The sequence below is a fragment of the Micromonospora sp. NPDC004704 genome (genome assembly GCF_053601675.1).
This window is the reverse complement of the sequence record NZ_JBSGCD010000039.1, coordinates 1-24,260: the sequence shown is the minus strand read 5'-3', so window position 1 is coordinate 24,260 and position 24,260 is coordinate 1. Positions and strand designations below refer to the sequence as shown.

Below are 24,260 nucleotides of genomic sequence, written 5' to 3'. Positions count from 1 at the left end.
GCGGTTCCGCACCAAAGAGTCTCGTTCATCGGACTCTCGGGCAAGTGCAGCACGTCAAGTAATCAAATCGTTACTCGAAGATATTGCCTGGTCGGCGCGTTGCGGGCCGAGAATTCGGGCGGCGGGGTGGGCGGGTCCCACCCGCGAGGGGGTGCCCATGGTTGCGGTCGGCGAGTGGCGCACGGTGAGCCGGGACGGCGTACGACTGGCCTGCCTCGACCGGTCCGGCCCGGAACCGCCGGTGCTGTTCCTGCACGGGCTGGCCGGTCACGCGGGGGAGTGGGACGCGAGCGCCGCCGCCCTCGACGGCGCCCACCGGGTGCTCGCCCTGGACCAGCGCGGACACGGCCGCAGCGAACGCCGGCCCGCGCAGGTGACCCGTTCGGCGTACGTCGCCGACGTCGCCGCCGTGGTCAGCGCGCTGCGGGCAGCCCCGGTGGTGCTGGTCGGACACTCCCTCGGCGGGCACACCGCGATGCTCACCGCGGCCCGCTACCCGCGCCTGGTCCGGGCCCTGGTGGTGGTCGACGCCTGGCCGGGCGGTGACCGGGCGGACCCGAGGAGGATCGGCGAGTGGCTGGCCAACTGGCCGGTCCCGTTCCCGTCGTACGCGGACGCGGTGCGTTTCTTCGGTGGCGGTGACCGGGGTCGGGCCTGGGCGGACGGGCTGACCGAGGAGGTCGACGGCTGGCGGCCCCGGTTCGTGCCGGAGCTGATGGTCGAGTCGGTACGCGAGGCGTCGGTCACGCCGTTCTGGGCCGACTGGTCGGCGGTCCGCTGCCCCACCCTGCTGGTCCGGGCCGGTCGGGGCGTGGTCGGGGCGGACCAGGCCCGGCGGATGCTGGACCGGCTGCCCGGCAGCGAACTGGTCGAGCTGCCGGACGCCGGTCACGACCTGCACCTGGAACGTCAGCGCGAGTGGCACCGGATCCTGCGCGACTTCCTGACCCGGCTGCCCCACCCGGCGGCGCCGGTGCCTAGGCCCGGGTGAACTCCATGACCCAGTTCGTCTCCCAGGTGCGACCTCCGTCGGCGGAGAACTCCTGCTCCCAACGGGCCGAGGTCGGGGTGATGCCGGACCAGATGAAATGGGCCTTGATCGGCGTACCTTCGTGGGTGTCGTCGCCGTAGAAGTCACCCCGGCCGTCGGTGAAGGTGCCGACCACCGGCGGGTAGAGCAGTCCGGTACGGCTGTTCGCCCAGTACAGCGACCACTGCTTGCGTTCGGTGTCGAACAGCCGCAGTGTCATTCCCCGCGTACCGGTCTCCGGAAAGACGATCTCCTCCACGTTGCCCACCCCGCCGAGGACGGGCTGGCAGGTGCTGCTGGACGGGTACGTGTTCCAGTCGTCGCTGTCGGAGAAGATCTTCGTGAGTTGGCGGTTGACTATGTTCCACGAGCCGATGAGGAAATCGAAGTCGTTCATGGGTGCTGATTGTGTACCGCGTACCCCACGATTTCTGCCCCGTGTCAGCCGGCGGGGTGGTCGAGCGGTGGCCCACCGAGCACCGCCGTGCACCGGGCGAGCCAGTCCAGGGTCAGCCCGCGGAACGCCTCCGGCTGCTCGAACGGCAGGTAGTGCCCGGCGTCGGTGAGCAGGGCGTAACTCGCCGCCGGGTAGCTGGCCAGGGCACGGAACTGGTCGGCGTACCCGGCGATGTAGTCCTGGCGGGCGGCGATCAGGCTGGTCGGTCCGAGGAAGACCCGCGTGGAGGTCTCGTCGGAGAGCTGGTAACCGGTGTTGCGCAGCCGCTCCAGGTACTCCTCGTCGCCCGGCCCCGACGCGGCCAGGACCATCGCCACCCGTTCGGCCGCTTCCCTGGTCCGGTTGCCCACCGCCACCGACAGGTGGGCGCGCAGATCCGGGGGCACGTCGACCAGCCAGTCGGCCTCCTCACTCACCACCGGAGCCACCGGGACGTCCCGGTCGGTCGGCAGGATCCTGGTGCCGTGGCAGATCAGCAGCAGCCCGGCGACCTGGTCCGGCCGGCGCCGGGCCAGCCCGGCGGCGAGGTAGCCGCCGTAGGACCAGCCCGCGACCAGGAACGGGGCGGTGCCGATCTCCGCGTCGACGAAGTCGGCGACCGCGTCAAGCACACCGTCGGAGTTCTCCGGCCCACCCGGGGACCGGCCGGTGCCCGGCAGGTCGAGGTAGATCCGGCGCAGCCCGGCACTGGCGGCCACGGCCGGTTCCAGTGCGGCCACCATCGCCGACCCGGCCAGGCTGAAACCGGGCAGGCACAGCATCGGCAGACCGGTTCCGTAGCTTTCCCCCACCAGGCTCATGCGGTGATCAAATCACGCCCGCCCGCCCCGCCCGCCCCGATTCTCCGACCAGCGAAATCGTCGACCGGACCAGGCCGGCTCGCCCGCCCGAGCCCCGGACACGGCGACGATCTTGCACTTGTGGTGGTACGCAAATCCGGAGGAATCCCCTGATTCGGGCACCACAACTGCAAGATCGTCGACGGATCCGGGGTGGGTTAGTTCGGGAGGAGGTGTTCGATGGCTTGGGTCACCTCGGCCGACTGGGGGTCGGTTTTGGTGGGGAACCGGGCGGCGACCGTGCCGTCCGGGGCGACCAGGAACTTCTCGAAGTTCCAGCGGATGTCGCCGGTGTAGCCGTCCGCGTCGGGGGAGTCGACCAGCTCGGCGTAGAGCGGGTGCCGGCCGGGGCCGTTCACCTCGATCTTCTCCGTCAGCGGGAACGTCACCCCGTAATTGGTCGAGCAGAACTCGGCGATCTCCTCGGCGGTGCCGGGTTCCTGGCCGGCGAACTGGTTGCTCGGTACGCCGAGCACCACCAACCCGCGCTCGCCGTAGCTGTCCTGGAGCGCCTGGAGGCCGGCGTACTGCGGGGTGCTGCCGCACTTGGAGGCGACATTGACCACCAGGACGGCCTTGCCGCGGTACTGATCCAACCGGGCCGGACCGCCGCCGAGCGCCGCCAGGTTGATGTCGAAGATCGTCATGTGCGTGAGGTTACCCGTTGACCTGGTCATCCGCCGACATCCGGAAATCGAAACATGGACATCTTGACGGAGTGGTGAACCCGTGAGTAGCGTCTCACTTGCTATTTGGAAAGTTTCCTAACTGTTTTCAGGGAGACGCCGCATGAGAAGTTCCCTCCGTCGGGCGTTCTGGGCCGGCGCCGTGGTAGCGGTGGCGGTCGCCGCCGTCCCGGTGACCGCGGCCTTCGGCGCCGGAAACGTCACCACCACGTTCGCGGCCGCCTCCGACTGGGGAACCGGTCACGAGGCCCGCGTCACGATCACCAACGGCACCGACGCCTCGCTCGCCACCTGGCGGCTGGAGTTCGACCTGCCGTCCGGCACCACCATCGGCAGCTTCTGGGACGCCGACGTGACCCGGACCAACAACCACTACGTCGCGGTCAAGAAGAGCTGGGCCGGTGCGCTCGCGCCGGGCGCCTCGTTCTCCTGGGGCTACAACGGCACCGGCGCGTACAAGGCACCGCTGAACTGCACCATCAACGGCGCCTCGTGCGGCGGCGGGACCACCCCGACCACCCCGCCGACCACCCGGCCCCCGACCACCCCGCCGACGACCCCGCCCACCACCGCGCCGCCGACCACCCGGCCGCCGACCAACCCGCCCACCACCACGCCGCCGACCAACCCGCCGCCGGGCGGCAAGAAGGTCGTCGGCTACTTCGCCCAGTGGGGCGTCTACGCCCGCAACTACCACGTCAAGAACATCGTCACCAGCGGGTCCGCGTCCAAGCTGACCCACATCATGTACGCCTTCGGCAACACCACGAACGGCCAGTGCACGATCGGTGACAGCTACGCCGACTACGAGAAGGCGTACACGGCGGCGGAGAGTGTGGACGGCGTAGCCGACACGTGGGATCAGCCGCTGCGGGGCAGCTTCAACCAGCTGCGCAAGCTCAAGGCGGCGTACCCGAACATCAAGGTGATCTGGTCCTTCGGTGGCTGGACCTGGTCCGGCGGCTTCACCCAGGCCGCCGCGAACCCGACCGCCTTCGCGAACTCCTGCTACAACCTGGTCGAGGACCCGCGCTGGGCGGACGTGTTCGACGGCATCGACGTCGACTGGGAGTACCCGAACGCCTGTGGCCTGACCTGTGACGCCAGCGGTCCGAACGCGTTCAAGAACGTGATCCAGGCGCTGCGTACCCGGTTCGGTTCTTCCGCCCTGGTCACCGCGGCGATCACCGCGGACGGCAGCAACGGCGGCAAGATCGACGCCACCGACTACGCCGGTGCGATCAACAACCTCAACTGGTTGATGCCGATGACCTACGACTACTTCGGCGCGTTCGCCGCGCAGGGCCCGACCGCCCCGCACTCGCCGCTGACGTCGTACACCGGTATTCCGCAGGCGGGCTTCAACTCCGACGCCGCGATCCAGAAGCTAAAGAGCAAGGGCATCCCGGCCAGCAAGCTGCTGCTGGGTGTCGGCTTCTACGGTCGCGGTTGGACCGGGGTGACCCAGGCGGCACCGGGCGGCAGCGCCACCGGGGCGGCACCGGGCACCTACGAGGCCGGCATCGAGGACTACAAGGTCCTCAAGAACACCTGCCCGGTCACCGGCACGATCGCCGGCACCGCGTACGCCAAGTGCGGCAGCAACTGGTGGAGCTACGACACCCCCAGCACCATCAACGGCAAGATGTCGTACGCGAACAACCAGGGTCTCGGCGGCTCCTTCTTCTGGGAACTCTCCGGCGACACCACCAACGGTGAACTGATCACCGCGGTCAAGAACGGCCTCGGCTGAGTCGACGGCTGACGCAACACCCACGTAACAGGTACCACCAGCAGTAGGACGGTCCCCGCCCGACCCGCGCCCACGGGTCGGCCGGGGACCTCCCTCGTGTCCGGCCCGGTGGGTGCGTGTTCCGCCCTGTCGGAGGTGTCCAGCGGGGTCGGCGCGTGTCCCGCCGGTCGGGCTGTGGCGGTCCGCTGCCCCTATGAGGGCAGAAATTCGCCACAGCACCACCGATCTTTCGGTGACCGGTCCCCGGCCGGCCCGCGCCCACGGGTCGGCAGGGGACCGGCGCTGGGCCAGCAGAACAAAGAAAGCCCCCAGCGTCAACGCTGGGGGCTTTCTTCCTATCGGTCTGTCGTCAGTGGGCTGCGGTCTTGGCGAAGCCGACGAAGGCGCTCCACGCCGCCGGCCCGAAGGCCAGCGTGCCACCGTCACGGTCCTTGGTGTCCCGAACGAGTACGTGACCGGAAACGTTGTCGGCGACCTCTACACACTCGCCACCTGCACCGTTGCTGCGGCTGGACTTGCGCCAGATCGCTCCGGTTAGGTCAGTCATCGCTGGTCTCCTTCGCGATCATGGCTATGAGGTCAGCTGACAGGGAGGGGGTGAGCGACAGATCCTCCAACGCTTCCCATACCCGATCGTACGTGGCGACTTCCGGTGGTTTGTCGAGGTAGAGGGCGCCCGTCAGCGACTCACTGTAGACCGTGGTTGGCTCCGGACTTCGAACCCCGACCGGCGCAAAGTCCATGATGACGAACGTGACCCCGGTCAGCGCGTAGTTGAGCGGGGCAGCCGCCGGGACAACGCGGATGGTCGCTGTTCCGTTCGTCGCCTGCTCATGTAGGTGGGCGAGTTGGAGCTTCATCCCCGGCGCCCGCCTCCGCAAGGCGGCCTCTTCCAGCACCACATCCAGTTTTGGCGGCGGAGGCGATTTCCTCCGGAGGATCTTTTGTCGTTCCATCCGGACCGCGACGAGCCGGTCGATCTCCGGGTCCGGCATCTCTGGGTTGGAGCGCAACAGCGTTTCGGCGTACTCCCTGGTCTGTAGGAGGCCAGGGATGGTCGCTGGCTGGTACTGACGCAAACGAGAGGCGACTGCCTCCAAACCGACGTACAGCTCCAACCATGCTGGGATGGCATCGCCGTGCGCGTGCCACCAGCCTCTGGCCTTGGTTTCGGCCGCGAGCGCGATCAACGCCTCCGTCATCTTGGCCGACACGCCGTAGGCCGTGCACATCGAGACGACATCAGCCCGACGTACGGCAGCGTATCCGCCCTCGATCCGGTACATCGTCGCGCGGGACCATTCTTGATCTCTTGCTGCGGCCTCAAGAGTGATCCCCGCTTGTTCGCGAGCCTGCTTCAGGTACCGCCCCAACTGTCTACGCGGTACGGACGATCCCGTATCCGTCATTCGTCCCCCTGTCTCAATTTCCTGCATCCGCGAAACGATTATGCGACGACTGAACGTCGGATGTCGATACAGCGACTACTTATTTTGAATTGTCGCAAGATCGACCATTGCAATCTCCGGAAGCTGCCGTACAGAGTGGACCGCAAGCGGTTCTGCTCGGATCCGCATCCCTTCGATGCGAAGCGTCGACAAGGACGGGTGGAACTGCGCGGGTCCGTCCCGCCCCCACGGGACGGACCCGCAGCCAACAATGAGGAGATGCGATGTCACTCATCCGACGCTGGCGGGACCTGCTCCGACGGCGAACGGCGGTCGCCGCTTCGCCGCAGTCGGAGGTGACGCAGCCGCCACCCGTACCCCCGCGCTGGGCCACGGAGGCGACCGCCGAATACCGGCCGCGCATCATGACGCTCGGCCAGCGGACCGGCTACCGGGTACGGGATCGACGTGGTCCGGCATGACCGGGCGAGCGGGGGAAAGTCCCGTACATCTGCCCCTGAAACCGCTGTGGATCTGCCGTACGGATGCTCAGCCGTGGCCCTGCGCGGACGCGCGGCTCGACCTGACGGCCGGTTTTCGCGATAAAACGATCAACCTGACCCTCTTCCTGGCCGCCCAATTCGTCGAGGCGCTGGAAGATCTCCACTCGATCGATCCGCAACTGAGCGAGCCGCCCGACTCCCGCGTCCTCTACGAGCGTTTTCTTGGCTGGGTGCAGGTACGGCGTACCGGATGAGCGCCCTTACCAAGGTGACCTTCAACCTCACTCCGGCCGCCGCCGACGCGCTCGACTTTCTGGCCGGTGTGACCCTCAGCCGGACCGATGCCCTCAACCGGTCGCTGCTGCTGGCGCGGCGGCTGGAGACGATCGCCCCCGGTGGTGAGTTCGTGGTCATCCTGCCCGACGGCTCCCGGCACCGGATCGTCCAACTGACCTGACTTCCCGAAGAGAACGGAGTGCCTGGTGACCGACGACGACGAGGACGATCTGCGCGCCCCGCACCGCCCCGGTGACGACTGGCGCTGCCGCGATGACAACGGGGAGTGGCCGTGCCTGGTCTTCCGGCGCCGGATGTGGACGCTCTACCGGGACGACCCGGACCGCATGCTGGCCTTCATGGCGCACTTCCGGGACAGGGCGGCTCCCGTTCTGGTGGAGCTGACCGCCGAGCAGATCGAGGTCCGGTTTCTCGGCTGGATCGACGAGCCCCCGATCCGCCGCCGGCTGCGGGCGGTGTGACCGATGACCGGAGCCACTCACCGTCCGGTGCCGGACGCGCCCAGCAGGTGCTGCCACTGCCCGCTCGAATTCCCCGACCTGGTCACGGGTCAGGTGGCGCCCATCCATCCTGAGCTGAGCACGGAGAAGACCTGTTTCGGCTCCGGCGCCCGGACCATCCCTCTCGCCGTACCCAACCAAGGTGCGGTTGACGGGCGATGATGAGCGCTCGCGCACGAGGCGTAGCCACACCTCCGACGGAAGTGTGGCTACGCGTGATCTTGGTGGTGGAGCCCGCCGCTGCTTTGCTGGGCGGCGGCGGGATCAGACCTCTTCGTACTTCAGGTAGAACGCCCAGCCCTGCTCGGAGCCGCCGTTGCTCGGCCACTGAATGACGTGGGTGCCCTGCGCGGTGCTGCCGCCGTTGTCGAGCGATGCCACCTTGCCGCTCTTGCCGTTCACCAGGTAGCCGCCGCTCGGATACCAGTCCTGTTCGGGGCCGTCGTTGCAGGTCCACTGGATGGCGTGGGTGCCGTTCGCGGTGCTGCCCCCGTTGTCGAGGGAGAGGCACTTGCCGCTCTTGCCGTTGATCAGGCGGTTGCCGGACTGGCGCCACACCTGTTCCCAGCCGTCGTTGCAGCCCCACTGGATCACGTGAGCGCCGTTGGCCGTACTGCCGCCGCCGGCGATCGACATGCACAGGCCGCTCTTGTAGTTGACCAGGTTGTAGTAGGACGCCGCCTGTGCCGGTGCGGCGGCAACCAGCGAGGTCGCGACGGCTGCTCCGGCCATTGCCAGGGCGGTCAGACCACGGCTCACGAGTCGAGACATTTTTCCCCCATTGCGGACTGTCCGATAAGGAATGTGATGCGTTCCCCGTCTTCGACCATATGTGCGGTGATAGCCCGACGGAACGCATGCAAGATCTAGTTCGGTCGACGTTCACCCGGCGGCCACCGGGTGCTGGACCCCACCCGGAGGCCCGGCGGAATATCGGTGGTGGTACCTGGCGTTCCGGCCTAACGTGATCGCCATGTTCGCCACCGCAGCCGTCGTGCGGCCCGCAGGTCTACACCTGCCGGCTGCCGCCGACGCCTGCCCGCGGCCGGCTGATACGCGAAGCTGACCCTCCTCCCGCACCAGCGGAACCCACGGAGGAGGGTGGCCCGGTCTCCCCGGCGTCGCCCCACCGGTGACGCCGCGACGCGCGGTTCTGGCGCGGTTCTTCCTGTTCGCGGATTGGCATCCGCCCGCGTACCTCCGTCCGCCATTCCAGCTCCACCCTTCGCGGAGAAGCCATCATGGCCAAGACCCAGTTCGTCCGTACCAAGCCGCACCTCAACATCGGCACGATGGGGCACGTCGACCACGGCAAGACGACGTTGACCGCCGCCATCACGAAGGTGCTCGCCGACCGGGACCCGGCGGTCAACCGGTTCGTCTCGTTCGACGGCATCGACCGGGCACCGGAGGAGGTCGCCCGGGGCATCACCATCACCATCGCCCACGTCGAGTACGAGACCACCACCCGGCACTACGCCCACGTCGACATGCCCGGTCACGCCGACTACGTGAAGAACATGATCACGGGGGCGGCGCAGGTGGACGCGGCGATCCTGGTCGTCTCGGCGCTGGACGGTGCGATGCCGCAGACCCGCGAGCACGTGCTGCTGGCCCGGCGGGTCGGGGTGCCGTACCTGGTGGTGGCCATGAACAAGGCCGACGCGGTGACCGACCCCGAGCTGCTCGACCTGGTCGAGCTGGAGGTGCGGGAACTGCTGACCGAGTACGGCTTCCCCGGCGACGAGGTCCCGGTGGTACGGGTCTCGGCGCTGCGCGCCCTGGCCGGTGACCCGCACTGGGTCGCCTCCATCGGTGAGCTGCTCGACGAGGTCGACCGTTACGTCCCGGTGCCGCCGAGGGAGTTGGGGGAGCCGTTCCTGATGCCGATCGAGAACGTACTCACCATCTCCGGTCGGGGGACCGTGGTCACCGGTGCGATCGAGCGCGGCACGTTGCGCGCCGGGGACCAGGTGGAGGTGGTCGGGCTCGGGCCGACCCTGGCCACCGTGGCGACCGGGCTGGAGACCTTCGGCCGTACGTTGGTCACCGCCGAGGCCGGGGACAACGCGGCCGTACTGCTGCGCGGGGTCAAGCGCGACCAGGTGCAGCGTGGTCAGGTGCTGGCCGCGCCGGGCAGTGTCACGCCGCACCGTGCCTTCACGGCGCAACTGCACGCGCTGACCACCGCCGAGGGTGGCCGGCACACGCCGTTCCACGCCAACTACCGGCCGCAGTTCTACTTCCGTACCACCGACGTGGTCGGTGCGGTGGACCTGGGGGAGCTGGCGCAGGTCGCGCCGGGCGACACGGTGGAGCTGACGGTACGGCTCGGCCAGCCGATCGCGATGGACGTCGGGCTCGGGTTCGCGGTCCGGGAGGGCGGCCGTACGGTCGCCGCCGGCACGGTGACCGCCCTGCTCGACTGAGCCGGGGCGGTAGACGCGGCGAACGGGTGCCGGTGGATACGGCGAACGGGTCCGGTGCTGTCGAACGTACGACGGCACCGGACCCCGACGCCGCGCGGCCCGACGGACGCGGGGGTGCCAGACGCCCGACGGTCGCGATGGACCAGACTGCCGGGCGTGCAGCCGACAGCCCTCCGCCCCGATCGGTACACCCTGATGGCGGCGATCCTGGGCGGGCTCGGGCTCGCCTGGCGGATCTGGCTGACGCTGGTCGAATCACCGCCCACGAACAGCGACGAGGCGACCATGGGGCTGGCCGCGTTGCACGTCAGCCAGGGGCGCGGGCTGCCGGTGTTCTTCTACGGCCAGCACTACATGGGCACCATCGAGGCGTACCTGGCCGCGCCGTTGGTGGGACTGTTCGGCCCGTCGGTGACCGCGCTGCGGGTGCCCACCCTGCTGCTGTACGCGCTGTTCCTGGTCCTGATGTTCCTGCTCGTACGGCGGCTGTTCTCGGCCGGACTCGCGGTCGGAACGACGGCCCTGCTCGCCTTCGGCGCGGACCGGGTGGTGAAGAACCAGTTGATCGCCGGGGGCGGTTATCCGGAGACCGGACCGATGGTGGCCGGGCTGCTCCTGCTCACGTACGCCCTGCTCACCGGCGACCGGCCACGCCGACGTATCTTCGCCGGTTGGGGACTCCTGGCCGGGCTGATCGTGTGGAACCACTGGCTGCCGGCGCCGTACCTGCTGGGTGCGCTGATCGTGCTGGTCGCCGGCCGGGTCCTCACCCGCCGGGCGGCCATCGTGACGGCGGGCGGGTTCCTGCTCGGCGCGCTGCCCCTGCTGGTCGACAACGTCCTCGCCGGACCGCGCCACAACTCGATCGCCGTGTTCCTGAGCCTCAACGGCGCCGGTACGGACCCCTCCCTCTGGGACCGGATCGTCGGCGGCGCCTGGCTGGGGCTGCCGATGGGGATGGGGCTGTGCGCGCCGAGCCGGTGCGACGGCTGGTCGCTGTGGTGGGGGCCGGTCGTCGTCGCCCTGCTGACCACGGCACTGGTCCTGTCCGTACGCGCGCTACGCCGTCCCGCCGTCGAGCCGGAACCCGGCGGCGCGGCCTCTGCGGCGGGTGACCAACGGGCCCGCCAGCAACTCCGGCTGGTCCTCGCCGCCGCCGGACTGGTGAGCATCCTCACCTACGTACGCAGTCCGGCCGCCGCCGACTCGTCGATCGAGAGCGCCCGGTACCTGTCGACCCTGGCCCTCTCGCTGCCCGTGGCCCTCTGGCCGCTGTGGCGGGTGGTCAGGTCCGGCACCGGCTGGGCGATCCCGGCGGCGGTACCGATCGCCGCGCTGGTCGCCACGATGCTCGCCGCGACGGTCAGCCTCACCGACGCGGTGCCGCAGTACCGGAGCATGCGGACCGGTCAGGCGGGGCTCGTCGCGGCGCTAGACGGGGCGGGGCTGACCTACGTGCACAGCGAGTACTGGACCTGCAACTGGATTACGTACCTCACCGGTGAGCGGATCACCTGCGGGGTGGTCGACGACCGGTTGGACCGGGGATTCAACCGGTACCCCCGCTACTGGCGCCCCGAGGCACAGGCGGTCGTCGCTCCGGTCGGATCCGCGCTGGACACGGAACTCGCCCACCGGCCCGGATTCACCCCACAGACCGTCACCGGCTACCACATCTACACACCGATCACCGCTCCATGATCTTGCGTGTGTGGTCGCCGGATGGTCGATGTGTCAGACTCGCCGCTTGGCGCGGTCGGTCGCTCGGCACTGTCGGCTGGAAACGCCGTCGGTGAACGGGTCCACCGTCGGTGAGGACGTCGAGGAGGGGGAACGCGATGGAGGTTCCACGGGGGCGCGCGGCGGTTCTCGCCGTGGTGTTGGCGATGCTGCCGCTCGGTCTGACCGCCTGCGGTCTCGGCGGCGGTGACGACGGCGGGCCGAACAAGATCCCCGACGACGGCCCGGAGAAGTCCCGCGCGGTGGTGCAGGGCTATCTCGACGCGATGATGGCCAAGGACGTCGCCGCCGGGCGGGTCCAGCTCTGCGTACCGATGCAGGCCGCCTTCGACCAGGCCGCGACCGGCCCGAACGGCGACTTCGCCGACCACTTCAAGGTCACCGAGGCGACCATCACCGACGTACGCCCCAACGCCGGCCAACTCGAGGTCAGCACCTCGGTCTCGGTCCTCGCCGGGAACGGGGCGGCCACCCCGGCCAAGCTCGTGTTCACGGTGACGAAGGCCGAGGCCGGTTGGTGCATCGCGAACGAGACCGTCGGTGGCGCCGACACCCCCGACCCGTCGCCCAGCGCCGGTGGCGCGGACCCCTGAGCGGCTGGACAGGATACCCGGACACCGGGCGCGGAGGCGGCCAATACACCTCCCACGGGTCGGACAGGGCCACCCTCAATGGCGGCCCACCCCGACCGTCGCCGTACGCTTTTCCTCATGCGCCATGAGTGGCATCAGCTGAGCTACCCCACGGTGGGTAACCTAGGCCCGCAGACCAGCCGTCCGACCGATGATTCCGCCGAGGATGTGGCCCTCGGGCTGGACCGGTGGCGGGACCTGCCGCGGGCCCAGACCCCGCCGTGGCCCGACCAGAAGGCCGTCGACGAGGTCACCGAGGTCCTCTCCACCGTGCCGTCCGTGGTCGCGCCGTATGAGGTCGATCACCTGCGGGTGCAGCTGGCCCAGGTCGCCGAGGGCAAGGCCTTCCTGCTCCAGGGCGGCGACTGCGCCGAGACGTTCACCGACAACACCGAGAGCCACCTGCTCGCCAACGCGCGCACCCTGCTGCAGATGGCGGTCGTGCTGACGTACGGGGCGTCGCTGCCGGTGGTCAAGGTGGCCCGGGTCGCCGGGCAGTACACCAAGCCCCGGTCGCTGCCGACCGACGCGCGGGGACTGCCGGCGTACCGCGGGGACATGATCAACTCCCTGGAGCCGGTGCCGGAGGCGCGGATCGCCGACCCCCAGCGAATGATCCGGGCGTACGCCAACTCCTCGTCGGCGATGAACATGCTCCGGGCGTACCTCGCCGGTGGCCTCGCCGACCTGCACGCGGTGCACGACTGGAACAAGGGCTTCGTACGCAACTCACCGGCCGGTGAGCGCTACGACGCCATCGCCCGCGAGATCGACCGGGCCCTGGCGTTCATGCGTGCCTGTGGCATGGACGACAACGAGGCGCTGCGCACGGTCACCCTCTACTGCTCCCACGAGGCGCTCGCCCTGGAGTACGACCGGGCGCTGACCCGGGTCTCCGACGGCAGGGCGTACGGCCTGTCCGGCCACTTCCTCTGGATCGGCGAGCGGACCCGGCAGATCGACGGCGCGCACATCGACTACATCTCCCGGATCGCCAACCCGATCGGTGTCAAGATCGGCCCCGGCACCACCCCCGACCAGGCGATCGAGCTGTGCGAGAAGCTCAACCCGGAGAACATCCCGGGCCGGCTCACCCTGGTCAGCCGGATGGGCAACCACAAGGTCCGCGAGGCCCTCCCGCCGATCGTGGAGAAGGTCACCGCCGCCGGCGCCAAGGTGGTCTGGCAGTGCGACCCGATGCACGGCAACACCCACGAGTCGTCGAACGGCTACAAGACCCGCCACTTCGACCGGATCGTCGACGAGGTCCTCGGCTACTTCGAGGTGCACCGCGGCCTGGAGACCCACCCCGGCGGCATGCACGTCGAGCTGACCGGCGAGGACGTCACCGAGTGCCTCGGCGGCGCCCAGGCGATCGAGGACGTCGACCTGCCCGACCGGTACGAGACCGCCTGTGACCCGCGACTGAACACCCAGCAGTCGCTGGAACTGGCCTTCCTGGTGGCGGAGATGCTCCGTGGCTGACCCGCGCCCGGTCGACCTGCGCTCCGACACGGTCACCCGCCCGACCGCCGCGATGCGGTCGGCGATGGCCGAGGCCGAGGTCGGCGACGACGTGTACGGCGAGGACCCGAACGTCAACGCGCTCGAAGCCGAGGTCGCCGCCCTGTTCGGGCACGAGGCCGCACTCTTCGCCCCGAGCGGGACGATGGCCAACCAGATCGCCCTCCAGGTGCTGGTCCCGCCGGCCGGTGAACTGCTCTGCGACGCCGACGCACACATCGTCACGTACGAGATGGGCTCGGCTGCCGCGTACGGTGGCATCTCCTCGCGGACCTGGCCCGCCGTCGGCGCCGACATCGACCCCGACCAGGTCGCCGCCATGATCCGTCCGGACGGCTACTGGGCCGTGGCGACCCGGGCGATCGCGGTCGAGCAGACCCACAACCGGGGCGGCGGCGGGGTCATCCCGCTGGCCACCCTGCGCCAACTTCGCGGGATCGCCGACGAGGCCGGCATCGGGATGCACTGCGACGGGGCCAGGATCTGGCACGCACACGTCGCCGACGGGGTCCCGCTGGCCAGCTACGGCGAGCTGTTCGACACCATGTCGGTCTGCCTGTCCAAGGGGCTCGGCGCACCGGCCGGCTCGGTGGTTCTGGGCAGTGCGGAGAAGATCGAACGGGCCCGGCTGATCCGCAAGCGGATGGGTGGCGGCATGCGGCAGGCGGGCATCCTCGCCGCAGCCGGCAGGCACGCCCTCGCCCAGCACATCGACCGGCTCGCCGAGGACCACGTACGGGCGGCCCGGCTGGCCGAGGCGCTGGCGCCGTTCGGGGTGCTGGCCGGCCCGGTCCGGACCAACATCGTGCCGCTTGACCTGACCAAGTTCGCGCTCGACGCACCGGGGTTCGGGGCGGCGGCGCGGGCCGAGGGGGTGCTGGTCTCGGTCCTCGGGCCTCGGATCGCTCGGTTGGTCACGCATCTTGATCTCGATGATGCCGGGGTGGAGCGGGCTGTCGACGTGCTTACGGGGATTTTTCGGCGCTGATCTGTCGGTGCGCGGTCCGGGATTGGGGGCGGCGTGCCCCACTCTGGGCGGTCAGGCTTGATCCCGACGTGGGGCACGCCGCCCCCAATCCCTGCGTCCGTACCGGGCGGGGTGCGTGGTCGGGTGCCCGGTCCGTCGGGGGTTGGGTTGGTCTTTCTGGGTGAACTGGTGCTGTTCCGTGCCTGCTGCTGGTGTGGGTCAGGGGCGGAGGCGTTTGAGGGTGGCTATGTCGTGGGCGTGGCCCACGTGGCCCTCGGTGGGGGTTTCGGCGACCACGGGGATACCGGCGGTTGCGGGGTGGGTCATCAGTTCGGCGAAGGCCGCCTCGCCGATGCTGCCCTTGCCGATGGTCTCGTGGCGGTCCCGGATCGATCCGCAGGCGTCCCGGGAGTCGTTGGCGTGGATCAGCCAGAGCCGGTCACCGATCGTGGCGACGAGTTCGTCCAGGGTCTCGGTCATGCCGCCGGGTCGGGCCAGGTCGTGCCCGGCCGCCCAGGCGTGGCAGGTGTCGAAGCAGATGCCGAGCCACGGGTGCCGCTCGACAATGTCGAGGTAGGGGCCTACCTGCTCGGTTCGGGAGGCGAGTGATCGTCCGCCGCCCGCGGTCGGCTCCATCAGCAGCTTCGGTCCGCCGCTGGCGGCGGCTGCGTCGAGCAGCGGCAGCAGCGACTCGCGTACCTGGGTCATGGCGGTGTCGTAGTAGTCGGCATCGACCGCGCTGCCGGAGTGGAAGACCACCCCGGCGGCACCGATGGCGGCGCCCCGGTGCAGGGCGTGGGCCAGCGTGGCGATCGACTTCTCCACCGTCGCCTGCGTCGGTGAGCCGAGGTTCACCAGCAGGGACGCGTGGATGTAGACCGGTACGCCGCGTTGCTCGCAGCCCTCCCGGAAGGCGGCGTCCTGGGCCGGGTCGCCCGGTGGCAGGGCCCACCCCCGGGAGTTGCCGACGTAGACCTGCGCCACTTCGGACTCGGCCGCGTCGAGATAGGGCAGGGCGGCCTTGGCCAGCCCACCCGAGGTCGGGGTGTGCGAGCCGATCGGTCGACTGGGTGCGGTTGTCATTCGTGTCACCTGTTGCTCTCGGTCCGGCTACCTCGGTGCCGGTGGTCCGGCCACTCAGAAGCAGGTGATCTGGACCTGGCTGCCGGGCGGTACCTGGGTGTTCTCGGGCGGGTTCTGGAGGCCGACCGTCCCGTTCGGATTGAGTTGTACCACCGGGGTGAGCTGCGCACCCTGTAGGCGCGCCTGCGCCTCGGGACACGGCAGGCCGACAACCCGGGGTACGAGCACCGCCGGTGGACCCTTGCTCACCTTGAGCTTGATCTCGGCGCCCTTCTCGACCCCGGTGCCGTTCGGCGGGGTCTGGCCGGTCACCTGGTCCTTGGGCTTGTCCGAGTCCTCGTACTGCTCCACCGGAACCAGTTCGAGGCGCTGGAGTTCGGCCCGGGCGTCGTTGATGTTCTTGCCGACCAGGTTCGGTACGGACAGCGGCGCCCGGCCCTTGCTGACCGTCACGGTGACCTTGTCGCCGGGCTTGACTTCGGCACCGACGGCGGGATCGATCGCGGTCACCACGCCGGCCGGCAGGTTCTCGTCGTAGCGGTCCGGTCCCTTGGTCACCTGGAGCTTCGCCCGCTCTAGGTCGGCCTGGGCCAGGTCGAAGGTCTTGCCCACCACGTCCGGCACCTGGTAACGCTCAGGCCCGAGGGAGAGGGTGAGGGTGATCGTGCTGCCCTTGACCATCCGGGCGGCCGACGCCGGGTCCTGCGCCAGGACCTGGTCCTTGGCGGCGGCCTCGTCGTAGCGGGGCGCGGCGTAGGCGAGGGTGAACCCGTCTCTCGTCGCCAGCGCCTCCGCCTCGGCCTTGGTGATGTTCACCAGTTGCGGGGCGTCGGTGTAGCGGCCGGCGCCGAACCACCAGCCGCCGATCGCGGCGACCAGACCGAGCACGACAACGGCGGCGGCGACCGCCACCCTGCCCCGCTTGTCGGCCATCACCTGTTCGCGCAGTGTCTGCAACCGGGCCAGCGGACCGGTCGGCTCGGCGGCGCGACGGCGGTGCGGGCGCGCGCTGCGGGGCGGCTCCGGCTGGTCGGGCAGCCGGGCCCAGGAGGGCCGGTCGGCCGGGCGTACCGAGGCGACCACCATGGTCGGCTGGGACACCTGACGCAGCAGGGCGGTGTTCGCGTTGGCGTTGCCGAGGTCGTCGCGTACCACCTGCACCTCGGCCTGCAACGCACCGGCGTCGGTCGGCCGGGCACCGGGATCGCGGCGGGTGGCCCGGATGACCAGGTCGTCGAGGACCGCCGGCAGGCCGGGGACCAGGGTCGAGGGAGCCGGTACGTCCCGGTCGACGTGCTGCCAGGCGACATCGACCGGGCGGTCCCCGTCGTACGGGACCCGGCCGGTGAGCATCTCGAACAGCACGATGCCGGCGGAGTAGACATCCGTACGCGGGTCGGCCCGGCCCTCGGTGACCAGTTCCGGGGCGACGTACGCCACGGTTGCCATCAACTGGCTGCCGGAGTCGTCGTCGGCGCTCGCCTCGACCGCGCGGGCGAGACCGAAGTCGGCGACCTTGACCACGCTGTCCACCAGGTTGCCGGCGCCACCGCTGGGCGCCTCGGCGACCAGGACGTTCTCCGGCTTGACGTCGCGGTGCACCAGACCGGCCCGGTGGGCGGCGGCGATCGCCGCGAGCATCTGTTCGAGGATGGCCAGGGCCTCGCCGGGGTTGAGCCGGCGGCGTTCAGCCAGGATCTCGCGCAGGGTACGACCCCGGACGTACTCCATCACCAGGTACGGCAGGCCGGCGTGGGTGCCCTGGTCGTAGACGGCCACCACGTTGGGGTGGGTCAACCGGGCGATGGTCTTCGCCTCTTCGGTGAACCGGGCCAGGAAGCCGGCCAACCGGCCCTGTGCCTGCTGGGCCTGGCTGGGGTGAATGATCTTGAGGGCGACGGTGCGCTCGAGGCGTTCGTCCGTGGCGGTGTACACGGTCGCCATGCCTCCACGGGCCACGCGACCGCGGATGCGGTAGCGCCCGTCGATCAGCGAGCCCAGCAACGTGTCGGCGACCTGAATGTCCATCGGCAGGCAGTCTATGTCTCCAGAGGGTGACGGCAGAACAGGATGCCACAGGCGGTGCCGAACGGAAATCTTGACCGAGAGGCGGGATAGCCCTCGGTGTCCGGTCGGTCACGTACCGCGTGGAAAGTACCCTGGTCGGTTCGGAAACTACCCCGGTGGGGGTCCCGGTGGAACACCGGGACCGGTCGTGGCACTGTGATCGGGTGACCGATTCCCCACTTGCCGGCCCGGCGGACGCCGCGGGCTGGCTGAACCTGCCGGATGTCGCCGTCCGGCTGGACGTGACGATCAGCAAGGTGCACCAGATGATCCGCGACCGCGAACTGATCGCGGTACGCCGGGACGGGGTCCGGCGGGTGCCCGCCGAGCTGGTGGCGAACGACACCGTACGCAAGCACCTGCCGGGTGTGCTGAACCTGCTGCGCGACGCGGGTTACGACGACGAGGCGGCCGTACGGTGGCTCTACGAGCCCGACGACACCCTGCCCGGTACGCCGGCCGCCGCGCTCGGCGGTGACCTGGCCCGTGAGGTCAAGCGCCGGGCCCAGGCGCTGGGCTTCTAGCCGGTAACGCCGGCCATGGGGCATTTCGCCTACCTTGCGGTACTAGCCGGGTGCCTCGTCGGGGCACTCTGGCTGGAACCGATCCTCCGGGTGAACGTGCTCCGCCGCTGGCGGCGCCTCCTGCTCACCATCGTCCCGGTGGCGGCGATCTTCGTACTCTGGGACCTCGCCGCGATCGCCGCCGGACACTGGACCTTCGACCCGGCGCAGATCACCGGGGTCCTGTTCCCCGGCGGGCTGCCCCTGGACGAGGTGCTCTTCTTCCTGGTCGTGCCGGTCTGTGCCGTACTCGGGTTCGAGGCGGTCCGTGCGGTGCGGGGCTGGCCGGCGGGGGACGAGGAATGACGGCCGGGGAACGACGAGTGGTTCGGGTCGGCCGGTGACCTACACCGTCGCGGCGCTGCTCGGAGTGGTCGGTGCCGTGCTGGTCGACCTGTACGTGCTGCGTACCCGGCTGGTCCGGCGCCGGGTGTTCTGGGCGACCTACCCGATCATCATCTTCTTCCAGTTGATCTCGAACGGCATCCTGACCGGGCGCCGGATCGTCCGGTACGACCCGGACGCGATCATCGGCCTGCGGCTCGTCTACGCCCCCGTGGAGGACCTCCTGTTCGGCTTCGCCCTGGTCCTGCTCACCCTCTCGGTCTGGGTGTGGCTGGGGCGCCGGGGCGTGCAGCGGACCCCGACCGCCGGGACCGGTGGCCGGCTGCGGTGGCCGCCCCGCCGCCGCCCCGCCGCCACGGCCAGTTCGGACCGGACCCGACCGGACTGACCGGACCGACCGGGCTCACCGGACTGACCGGACTGACCGGGCTGACCGCACTGAGCGAGCCGACCGGACTGACCGGGCTGAGAGCGCCGTCGCCGGCCGTCCGTACAGGCGGGGAACCCGAGCGACTTCGGGGAATCCGAGCAGGCCGGCGTACCCCAATGGCACCCGTGCTCGTCGACCGACTCGACCGGATCCGGCGGGTGTTGCGGACGGCGTACCCGGTCAGCGCCGCGACGAGGACAACGTCGAGCAGGGCGCCGGGCAGTTTTGTCCGTACCGCGAGGCCCAGCCCGTCCGGCAGGACCAGGAAACCCGTTGCCAGCACCACCACGGCCAGCGGGACCCGCCACCACCGTTGCCCGACGGTCGCGGCGAGCACGGTGACGGCGGTCAGGGCGTACCAGGGGTAGAAGACGGGGGAGAGCAGGGTCACCGCCCCGAACGCCAGGCCGCACGCGGTCGTGACGGACCGCAGGGCGTCGACCGGTTCCCGCCCGTCGGTGCGGCATACCGGGCGGATCGCCTCGGTGGCCCGCCAGGCGCGGAGCACCAGGGCGACCGCCACCGCCAGCAGGACGGTGAGGCCGAGAGCACGGGCCACCGCCACCGCCGGGTCGTACGCCTCCGGGTGGCCGAGCGCCCGCAGCAGGTAGCCGGCGGCCATGCCGAGCCCGGACGGCAGCGAGGTCCACTGCACCAGCCGGCCGGTGTCCGGCAGGGCGGCCAGCCAACCCAGGTCCAGCCCGGTGGCCACGGTGGTGGCGGCGAACGTCACCGACACCGCGAGCAGGGTGACGCCGAGCGCCACGTCACGGGACAGCCGGACGGTGGCGGGTGCGGTCGCGCGGGGAAGCCGGACGGTGGCGGGTGCGGTCGCGCGGGGAAGCCGGACGGTGCCAGGCCCGGTCGCGCGGGGGAGGCGGACGGTGGCGAGCAGGGCGACGAACGGCAGCGCCACCAGGGCGGTGATCTTGACCGATGCGGCCAGCCCGACCGCCAGCCCCGCGAGAAGCAGCCCCGGCCAGGGACCCAGCGGCGGACGTCCCGACCGGACCGGTCCCGGTCCCGGTACGCCGCCCGTCGACGCCCCGACGGCCAGGGCCAGCGCGGTCACCACCAGCCCCACCATCAGCGCATCGTTGTGCGCCCCGCCCACCAGGTGCACCGCGGTCAGCGGGGAGAGCAGGGCCAGCCAGGTGGCCGCCGAGGGTGAGGCGCCGACGGCCCGCGCCAGCCGGGGCAGGTACCGGGCGAGCAGGAGCGCGCCGAGCAGGGCGAGGCCCCGGAACAGGAACACCGCCACGAGGAGTTGGTCGTCCGGTCCCGGAACCGCCAGGCGGGCGAGCGCGATCACCCCACCGGCCAGTGCGATCGCCAGCGGTCCGTACGGGGTGGTGGTGTGCCACCACAGCGACGGCACCGAGTCGGTCCACGTACAGCCGCCGTCGGCCACCCCCACGGCGTACGGGTCCACCCCGTCGAGCCAGAGCGCACCCTGGCAGGCGTACGCGTACACGTCCCGGCTGCCCATCGGCGGGGCGAACAGGAGCGGGGTGGCCCAGAGTGCCCCGGTCACCAGCAGCCACCGGTTCGATATCGGGTGACCCGGCCGGTGCAGGGTCCCGCCCAGCCGCCACCAGGTGACGGTGAGCAGGACCAGGCCGGCGAGCCAGCCGCTCAGACCCAGCCAGTACGGCCACGACACGGAGAGGACGTCACCGGGACCCGCCCGTCCGTCCGGTGCACCGGGCAGCGCACCGGCGGCGTACGCACCGGCGGTCATCAGCGTGGTCGCGGCGAGACCGGCCACCCGTGGGCGTACCGGATGGTCCGAGGTCGGGTGGTTCGGGCCGGGCACGGCCCGACGGTCCCACCGCCCGTTGACGTCGATCTATCGAGCGGATGGCTTCCCGGTTGGCCCCGGATGTCCGGTCGGTGCCCACCCGGCGGCGACCGCTGCCCGGCCCTCGGTCAGAGGGAGCGGCGGGTGGCGACGATGGCCAGCTCGACCAGGACCTCGCGGGCCTCGGCCGTCACCTCGGCCCAGTCCAGCGCGGCCAGCGCGGTGTCGGTCAGCGTGGTGATCCGCGCCTCGGTCCGGGCCAGCGCCCCGCTGCCGGCGATCACCTCGCGGAGCTGGTCGATCCCGTCGGGGTCGAGCCCCGGATCGCCGAGCCGCTTGGTCAGCAACGCCCGACCGGTCGCGTCGGTCGTCTCCATGGCCGCCGCCACCAGGAAGGTCCGCTTGCCCTCGCGCAGGTCGTCCCCGGCCGGCTTGCCGGTCTGGCGCGGGTCCCCGAACACCCCGAGTACGTCGTCGCGCAACTGGAACGCCTCGCCCAGCGGCAACCCGTACCCGGAGTACGCGTCCCGCAGCGGCGCGGACGCGTCGGCGAGCGCGGCACCGAGCAGCAGCGGCCGTTCGACGGTGTACTTCGCCGACTTGTACCGGGCGATCTTGCCGGCCCGCTCGACCGAGGTGTCCCCGGACGCCTGGGCGAGCACGTCCAGGTACTGCCCGATGGTCACCTCGGTACGCATCTCGTCGAAGACCGGCCGGGCCCGCTGCACCTGGTGCGGGTCCAGCCCGGCGCCGTGCAGCAACTGGTCGGACCAGACCAGGCAGAGATCACCGAGCAGGATGGCGGCGGAGTCGCCGAAACCGTCGGCGTTGCCGACCCAACCGGCGCCCCGGTGGTGCGCGGCGAACCGGCGGTGCACCGCAGGCTCGCCCCGTCGGGTGTCGGAGCGGTCCATCAGGTCGTCGTGGATCAGCGCGCTGGCCTGGACGAACTCCAGTGCGGCCAGGGCGGCCACCACCTGGTCGGAGTCGGCGCCCCCGGCGCCCCGGTAACCCCAGTAGGCGAACGCCGGGCGCAGCCGCTTGCCGCCGCGCAGGACGAACGCCTCCAGCGCCTCGGCCACCGGGAGCAGGGCATCGTCGGCGGCGGCCAGCCAGGCGCGCTGCCCGGCGAGGAAGTCGGCCAACGCCCTGTCGGTCCGGTCCCGCAGGCCTGCGCGGTCCACGGGCGGGACGGGAGCAGCATCGGTCACGCCCTGACGCTAGCCGTTCCCGGAACAACCCGCCTCCGCGCCCCGGTCGCCCACCCGTACCCGGGTTCCGGGCCGCCGGACCCGGCCACGGCCGTTTCCCGGCCGGCTGGCTGGGCCGGCCCCGGCCGTGGTCGCTGCGGCATCGATCCGGGTACGCCGGCCGCGTGTGCTTTCTCACCCCCGCGCCCACCTCGGGGGGCAGCCGTCGGCCGGTGGGCCGGATCGACCGGCCGGTAAATGGGAAGGTGCGGATATTCGACCCAGGAGGCCGGTAAGGTCGTAGGGTGGCGCTCGGTCTCCCCTCTGTTCTCCCCAATCCGCAACCTGCGATCGGGGACCTCGTTCGTGGGCCCCGGCCGTCGTTCTCGTTCGAGTTCGGGCCGGCGAAGACCCCCGAGGGTGAGCGGCTGCTCTGGCAGGCCATCCGGGAGCTGGAGTCGCTCCAGCCGTCCTTCGTCTCGATCACCTACGGTGCCGGCGGATCGACCCGGGACACCACGGTCGCGGTCACCGAACGGATCGCCACCGACACCACGCTGCTGCCGATGGCGCACCTCACCGCGGTCAACCACTCCGTCGCCGAGCTGCGCCACATCGTCGGCCGGCTCGCCGGGGTGGGCGTACGGAACCTCCTGGTGGTCCGGGGCGACCCGCCGGGTGACCCCACCGGCGAGTGGGTCCGGCACCCCGAAGGCGTCCTGTACGCCGAGGACCTGGTCCGGCTGGTGCGGGAGTCCGGTGACTTCAGCGTCGGGGTGGCGGCCTTCCCGTACAAGCACCCGCGCTCGCCCGACGTGGCGACCGACACCGAATACTTCATCCGCAAGTGCCGGGCCGGGGCGGACTTCGCCATCACCCAGATGTTCTTCGACGCCGAGGACTACCTCCGGCTGCGGGACCGGGTCGCGGCGGCCGGATGCGACACCCCGATCCTGCCGGGTGTCATGCCGGTAACCAAGATCACTACGATCGAGCGGTCCGAGCAGTTGTCCGGCGCCCCGTTCCCGCCCGCGCTCGCCGCCCGCTTCGCCAAGGTCGCCGACGACCCGGACGCGGTCCGCGAACTCGGCATCGCGCAGACCAGCGAGATGTGCCAGCGACTGCTCGCCGAGGGCGCCCCCGGCATCCACTTCATCACCTTCAACCGCTCCACCGCGACCCGCGAGATCTGGCAGAACCTCCAGGTCGGCGTCGAGGTGTGAGCAACCCGGCCGCGCGACCCCGCCCCTGCGCCGACAATTGACCCGTGGCGGGCACCCGGCTGGAATGGGACGAGTACGCGGCCACCTGGGCGCGGCTGCACGGCGACTTCGACCCGCGTAAGGCGGCGCCGACCGTACAGGGGTGGCTGCGGTTCGCGTACCAGATCGGGCACCTGCTGGGTCGCTTCCGGGTGTCGCCGACGGCGGTGACCGTGGTCGGCACCCTGTTCTGTGTCCTGGTCCCGGTGGTCGTACTCCGGGAACCGGGCGGACCCTTCATCGCCGCCGGTCTGGTCCTGCTCGCCGCGGTGGCCGACAGCGTCGACGGGGCGCTGGCCGTGGTCACCGGGCGCACCACCCGACTCGGCTACGTCTACGACTCGGTCGCCGACCGGGTCGGTGAGGCCGCCTGGCTGATCGCGTTCTGGCTGCTCGGCGCGCCGGGGCCGCTGGTGGTGGCGGCCGGGGCGCTGTCCTGGCTGCACGAGTACGTGCGGGCCCGGTCGGTGTCGGCGGGGATGCGGGAGATCGGGGCGGTGACGGTGGGGGAGCGGCCGAGTCGGGTGTTGGTGGCGTTGGTCGGGTTGCTGGTGGCGGGGGCGGTGCGGATCTTTTCGTTCGATGTGGCGGCGGGGGCTGTCACCGTGGTTGCCGCTGTTTGGGTTTTGCTTGCTGGGTATGGGCTTGTTCAGCTCTTGGGTGCGGTTCGTCGGGCGTTGCTCTGATTTCTTTTGTTGCGGTGCGTGGTGGTGGGGGTTGGGGGCGGCGTGCCCCGCGAAGGCCGTCAAGCTTGATCCCTTCGCGGGTCACGCC

25 protein-coding genes and 1 pseudogene are annotated in these 24,260 nt (G+C 70.7%); 16 read left to right on the top strand and 10 right to left on the bottom strand.

Annotation, left to right across the window (positions count from 1 at the left end; genetic code table 11):
- Nucleotides 1-157 precede the first annotated feature (157 nt).
- Nucleotides 158-991 carry an alpha/beta fold hydrolase gene (locus ACWEFB_RS32790; RefSeq protein WP_452291684.1) on the top strand — a complete coding sequence of 278 codons (834 nt, stop codon included), beginning with the start codon at nt 158-160 and terminating at the stop codon, nt 989-991.
- On the opposite strand, the gene ACWEFB_RS32785 is transcribed toward ACWEFB_RS32790, so the two are convergent.
- The 3 genes from ACWEFB_RS32785 to ACWEFB_RS32775 all read right to left on the bottom strand — a co-directional run bounded on the left by ACWEFB_RS32785 (nt 978) and on the right by ACWEFB_RS32775 (nt 2,973).
- Nucleotides 978-1,427, bottom strand: coding sequence for a hypothetical protein (locus ACWEFB_RS32785; RefSeq protein ID WP_452291682.1), 450 nt, complete (start codon nt 1,425-1,427; stop codon nt 978-980). The two genes, ACWEFB_RS32790 and ACWEFB_RS32785, sit on opposite strands and share 14 nt — an antisense overlap.
- A gap of 44 nt (nt 1,428-1,471) precedes the next feature.
- Nucleotides 1,472-2,287 carry an alpha/beta fold hydrolase gene (locus ACWEFB_RS32780; RefSeq protein WP_452291680.1) on the bottom strand — a complete coding sequence of 272 codons (816 nt, stop codon included), beginning with the start codon at nt 2,285-2,287 and terminating at the stop codon, nt 1,472-1,474.
- A gap of 197 nt (nt 2,288-2,484) precedes the next feature.
- Nucleotides 2,485-2,973 (bottom strand): glutathione peroxidase, encoded by a 489-nt coding sequence (locus ACWEFB_RS32775; protein ID WP_452291678.1) that lies wholly within the window; start codon nt 2,971-2,973, stop codon nt 2,485-2,487.
- A 142-nt stretch (nt 2,974-3,115) separates the two neighbouring features.
- Between ACWEFB_RS32775 and ACWEFB_RS32770 the strand changes: the two genes are divergently transcribed.
- On the top strand, nt 3,116-4,765 hold the full coding sequence (locus ACWEFB_RS32770) for a glycosyl hydrolase family 18 protein (RefSeq protein WP_452291676.1): 1,650 nt from the start codon (nt 3,116-3,118) through the stop codon (nt 4,763-4,765).
- Between the two features lie 349 nt (nt 4,766-5,114).
- Here the strand turns inward: ACWEFB_RS32770 and ACWEFB_RS32765 are convergent, their stop codons facing one another.
- Together ACWEFB_RS32765 and ACWEFB_RS32760 are read right to left on the bottom strand one after the other, a co-directional pair.
- Nucleotides 5,115-5,312: a DUF397 domain-containing protein gene (locus ACWEFB_RS32765; protein ID WP_452291674.1), complete on the bottom strand. Its 198-nt coding sequence runs from the start codon at nt 5,310-5,312 to the stop codon at nt 5,115-5,117.
- Nucleotides 5,305-6,174 carry a helix-turn-helix domain-containing protein gene (locus ACWEFB_RS32760; RefSeq protein ID WP_452291734.1) on the bottom strand — a complete coding sequence of 290 codons (870 nt, stop codon included), beginning with the start codon at nt 6,172-6,174 and terminating at the stop codon, nt 5,305-5,307. Before ACWEFB_RS32760 ends, ACWEFB_RS32765 begins: the two co-directional genes overlap by 8 nt.
- 263 nt (nt 6,175-6,437) lie before the next feature.
- Between ACWEFB_RS32760 and ACWEFB_RS32755 the strand changes: the two genes are divergently transcribed.
- From ACWEFB_RS32755 to ACWEFB_RS32740, 4 genes are read left to right on the top strand one after another with little or no spacing between them, the layout of a single operon-like run.
- Complete coding sequence (locus ACWEFB_RS32755; RefSeq protein ID WP_452291672.1) at nt 6,438-6,635, top strand: hypothetical protein; 198 nt, start codon at nt 6,438-6,440, stop codon at nt 6,633-6,635.
- Nucleotides 6,632-6,910, top strand: a complete 279-nt coding sequence (locus ACWEFB_RS32750; protein ID WP_452291670.1) for a hypothetical protein — start codon at nt 6,632-6,634, stop codon at nt 6,908-6,910. Before ACWEFB_RS32755 ends, ACWEFB_RS32750 begins: the two co-directional genes overlap by 4 nt.
- The gene (locus ACWEFB_RS32745; RefSeq protein ID WP_452291668.1) at nt 6,907-7,113 is read left to right on the top strand and encodes a hypothetical protein; all 207 of its coding nucleotides are present in this window, start codon (nt 6,907-6,909) and stop codon (nt 7,111-7,113) included. Before ACWEFB_RS32750 ends, ACWEFB_RS32745 begins: the two co-directional genes overlap by 4 nt.
- A gap of 25 nt (nt 7,114-7,138) precedes the next feature.
- The gene (locus ACWEFB_RS32740; protein WP_452291666.1) at nt 7,139-7,414 is read left to right on the top strand and encodes a hypothetical protein; all 276 of its coding nucleotides are present in this window, start codon (nt 7,139-7,141) and stop codon (nt 7,412-7,414) included.
- 303 nt (nt 7,415-7,717) lie between these two features.
- Here ACWEFB_RS32740 and ACWEFB_RS32735 read toward each other — a convergent pair whose 3' ends face one another.
- Nucleotides 7,718-8,224 (bottom strand): RICIN domain-containing protein, encoded by a 507-nt coding sequence (locus tag ACWEFB_RS32735; protein ID WP_452291664.1) that lies wholly within the window; start codon nt 8,222-8,224, stop codon nt 7,718-7,720.
- A 470-nt stretch (nt 8,225-8,694) separates the two neighbouring features.
- On the opposite strand from ACWEFB_RS32735, the gene tuf reads away from it, so the two are divergent.
- From tuf to ACWEFB_RS32710, 5 genes are all read left to right on the top strand, one after another.
- Nucleotides 8,695-9,882, top strand: a complete 1,188-nt coding sequence (gene tuf / locus ACWEFB_RS32730; protein WP_452291662.1) for an elongation factor Tu — start codon at nt 8,695-8,697, stop codon at nt 9,880-9,882.
- A gap of 156 nt (nt 9,883-10,038) precedes the next feature.
- Nucleotides 10,039-11,583 (top strand): hypothetical protein, encoded by a 1,545-nt coding sequence (locus tag ACWEFB_RS32725; RefSeq protein ID WP_452291660.1) that lies wholly within the window; start codon nt 10,039-10,041, stop codon nt 11,581-11,583.
- Nucleotides 11,584-11,720: 137 nt separating this feature from the next.
- On the top strand, nt 11,721-12,215 hold the full coding sequence (locus ACWEFB_RS32720) for a hypothetical protein (RefSeq protein WP_452291658.1): 495 nt from the start codon (nt 11,721-11,723) through the stop codon (nt 12,213-12,215).
- Nucleotides 12,216-12,332: 117 nt separating this feature from the next.
- Nucleotides 12,333-13,739, top strand: a complete 1,407-nt coding sequence (locus tag ACWEFB_RS32715) for a class II 3-deoxy-7-phosphoheptulonate synthase (RefSeq protein WP_452291656.1) — start codon at nt 12,333-12,335, stop codon at nt 13,737-13,739.
- On the top strand, nt 13,732-14,766 hold the full coding sequence (locus tag ACWEFB_RS32710; RefSeq protein WP_452291654.1) for a threonine aldolase family protein: 1,035 nt from the start codon (nt 13,732-13,734) through the stop codon (nt 14,764-14,766). Before ACWEFB_RS32715 ends, ACWEFB_RS32710 begins: the two co-directional genes overlap by 8 nt.
- 198 nt (nt 14,767-14,964) lie before the next feature.
- Here ACWEFB_RS32710 and ACWEFB_RS32705 read toward each other — a convergent pair whose 3' ends face one another.
- Together ACWEFB_RS32705 and pknB are read right to left on the bottom strand one after the other, a co-directional pair.
- Complete coding sequence (locus ACWEFB_RS32705) at nt 14,965-15,828, bottom strand: deoxyribonuclease IV (protein WP_452291652.1); 864 nt, start codon at nt 15,826-15,828, stop codon at nt 14,965-14,967.
- 54 nt (nt 15,829-15,882) lie between these two features.
- Nucleotides 15,883-17,856, bottom strand: coding sequence for a Stk1 family PASTA domain-containing Ser/Thr kinase (gene pknB / locus ACWEFB_RS32700; RefSeq protein WP_452291650.1), 1,974 nt, complete (start codon nt 17,854-17,856; stop codon nt 15,883-15,885).
- A 203-nt stretch (nt 17,857-18,059) separates the two neighbouring features.
- On the opposite strand from pknB, the gene ACWEFB_RS32695 reads away from it, so the two are divergent.
- Genes ACWEFB_RS32695 through ACWEFB_RS32685 form a run of 3 tightly spaced genes read left to right on the top strand, consistent with a single transcriptional unit; the run spans nt 18,060 to nt 19,191 of the window.
- A complete protein-coding gene (locus tag ACWEFB_RS32695) occupies nt 18,060-18,419 on the top strand; it encodes an Rv2175c family DNA-binding protein (RefSeq protein ID WP_452291648.1) in 360 nt (119 codons plus the stop codon).
- Nucleotides 18,420-18,434: 15 nt separating this feature from the next.
- A complete protein-coding gene (locus ACWEFB_RS32690) occupies nt 18,435-18,764 on the top strand; it encodes a lycopene cyclase domain-containing protein (protein WP_326556729.1) in 330 nt (109 codons plus the stop codon).
- A 34-nt stretch (nt 18,765-18,798) separates the two neighbouring features.
- Nucleotides 18,799-19,191, top strand: coding sequence for a lycopene cyclase domain-containing protein (locus ACWEFB_RS32685; protein WP_452291645.1), 393 nt, complete (start codon nt 18,799-18,801; stop codon nt 19,189-19,191).
- A gap of 235 nt (nt 19,192-19,426) precedes the next feature.
- On the opposite strand, the pseudogene mptB reads toward ACWEFB_RS32685, so the two are convergent.
- Together mptB and ACWEFB_RS32675 are read right to left on the bottom strand one after the other, a co-directional pair.
- Nucleotides 19,427-21,001: pseudogene (gene mptB / locus ACWEFB_RS32680) on the bottom strand (polyprenol phosphomannose-dependent alpha 1,6 mannosyltransferase MptB); the annotation flags it as partial.
- 161 nt (nt 21,002-21,162) lie between these two features.
- Complete coding sequence (locus ACWEFB_RS32675) at nt 21,163-22,245, bottom strand: polyprenyl synthetase family protein (protein WP_452291643.1); 1,083 nt, start codon at nt 22,243-22,245, stop codon at nt 21,163-21,165.
- Nucleotides 22,246-22,529: 284 nt separating this feature from the next.
- Between ACWEFB_RS32675 and metF the strand changes: the two genes are divergently transcribed.
- Together metF and ACWEFB_RS32665 are read left to right on the top strand one after the other, a co-directional pair.
- On the top strand, nt 22,530-23,447 hold the full coding sequence (gene metF / locus ACWEFB_RS32670) for a methylenetetrahydrofolate reductase [NAD(P)H] (protein WP_452291641.1): 918 nt from the start codon (nt 22,530-22,532) through the stop codon (nt 23,445-23,447).
- 44 nt (nt 23,448-23,491) lie between these two features.
- On the top strand, nt 23,492-24,172 hold the full coding sequence (locus ACWEFB_RS32665) for a CDP-alcohol phosphatidyltransferase family protein (RefSeq protein WP_452291639.1): 681 nt from the start codon (nt 23,492-23,494) through the stop codon (nt 24,170-24,172).
- The last annotated feature ends 88 nt before the right edge of the window (nt 24,173-24,260 follow it).

Bases quoted from the DNA above. Each gene is read 5' to 3' on its own strand.
- ACWEFB_RS32790 (WP_452291684.1), top strand. From the start codon at position 158: ATGGTTGCGGTCGGCGAGTGGCGCACGGTGAGCCGGGACGGCGTACGA.
- ACWEFB_RS32715 (WP_452291656.1), top strand. From the start codon at position 12,333: ATGCGCCATGAGTGGCATCAGCTGAGCTACCCCACGGTGGGTAACCTA.
- tuf (WP_452291662.1), top strand. From the start codon at position 8,695: ATGGCCAAGACCCAGTTCGTCCGTACCAAGCCGCACCTCAACATCGGC.
- ACWEFB_RS32750 (WP_452291670.1), top strand. From the start codon at position 6,632: ATGACCGGGCGAGCGGGGGAAAGTCCCGTACATCTGCCCCTGAAACCG.
- ACWEFB_RS32760 (WP_452291734.1), bottom strand. From the start codon at position 6,174: ATGACGGATACGGGATCGTCCGTACCGCGTAGACAGTTGGGGCGGTAC.
- ACWEFB_RS32745 (WP_452291668.1), top strand. From the start codon at position 6,907: ATGAGCGCCCTTACCAAGGTGACCTTCAACCTCACTCCGGCCGCCGCC.
- ACWEFB_RS32735 (WP_452291664.1), bottom strand. From the start codon at position 8,224: ATGTCTCGACTCGTGAGCCGTGGTCTGACCGCCCTGGCAATGGCCGGA.
- ACWEFB_RS32765 (WP_452291674.1), bottom strand. From the start codon at position 5,312: ATGACTGACCTAACCGGAGCGATCTGGCGCAAGTCCAGCCGCAGCAAC.
- ACWEFB_RS32780 (WP_452291680.1), bottom strand. From the start codon at position 2,287: ATGAGCCTGGTGGGGGAAAGCTACGGAACCGGTCTGCCGATGCTGTGC.
- ACWEFB_RS32720 (WP_452291658.1), top strand. From the start codon at position 11,721: ATGGAGGTTCCACGGGGGCGCGCGGCGGTTCTCGCCGTGGTGTTGGCG.
- ACWEFB_RS32755 (WP_452291672.1), top strand. From the start codon at position 6,438: ATGTCACTCATCCGACGCTGGCGGGACCTGCTCCGACGGCGAACGGCG.
- ACWEFB_RS32785 (WP_452291682.1), bottom strand. From the start codon at position 1,427: ATGAACGACTTCGATTTCCTCATCGGCTCGTGGAACATAGTCAACCGC.
- ACWEFB_RS32775 (WP_452291678.1), bottom strand. From the start codon at position 2,973: ATGACGATCTTCGACATCAACCTGGCGGCGCTCGGCGGCGGTCCGGCC.
- ACWEFB_RS32705 (WP_452291652.1), bottom strand. From the start codon at position 15,828: ATGACAACCGCACCCAGTCGACCGATCGGCTCGCACACCCCGACCTCG.
- ACWEFB_RS32690 (WP_326556729.1), top strand. From the start codon at position 18,435: ATGGGGCATTTCGCCTACCTTGCGGTACTAGCCGGGTGCCTCGTCGGG.
- ACWEFB_RS32770 (WP_452291676.1), top strand. From the start codon at position 3,116: ATGAGAAGTTCCCTCCGTCGGGCGTTCTGGGCCGGCGCCGTGGTAGCG.
- pknB (WP_452291650.1), bottom strand. From the start codon at position 17,856: ATGGACATTCAGGTCGCCGACACGTTGCTGGGCTCGCTGATCGACGGG.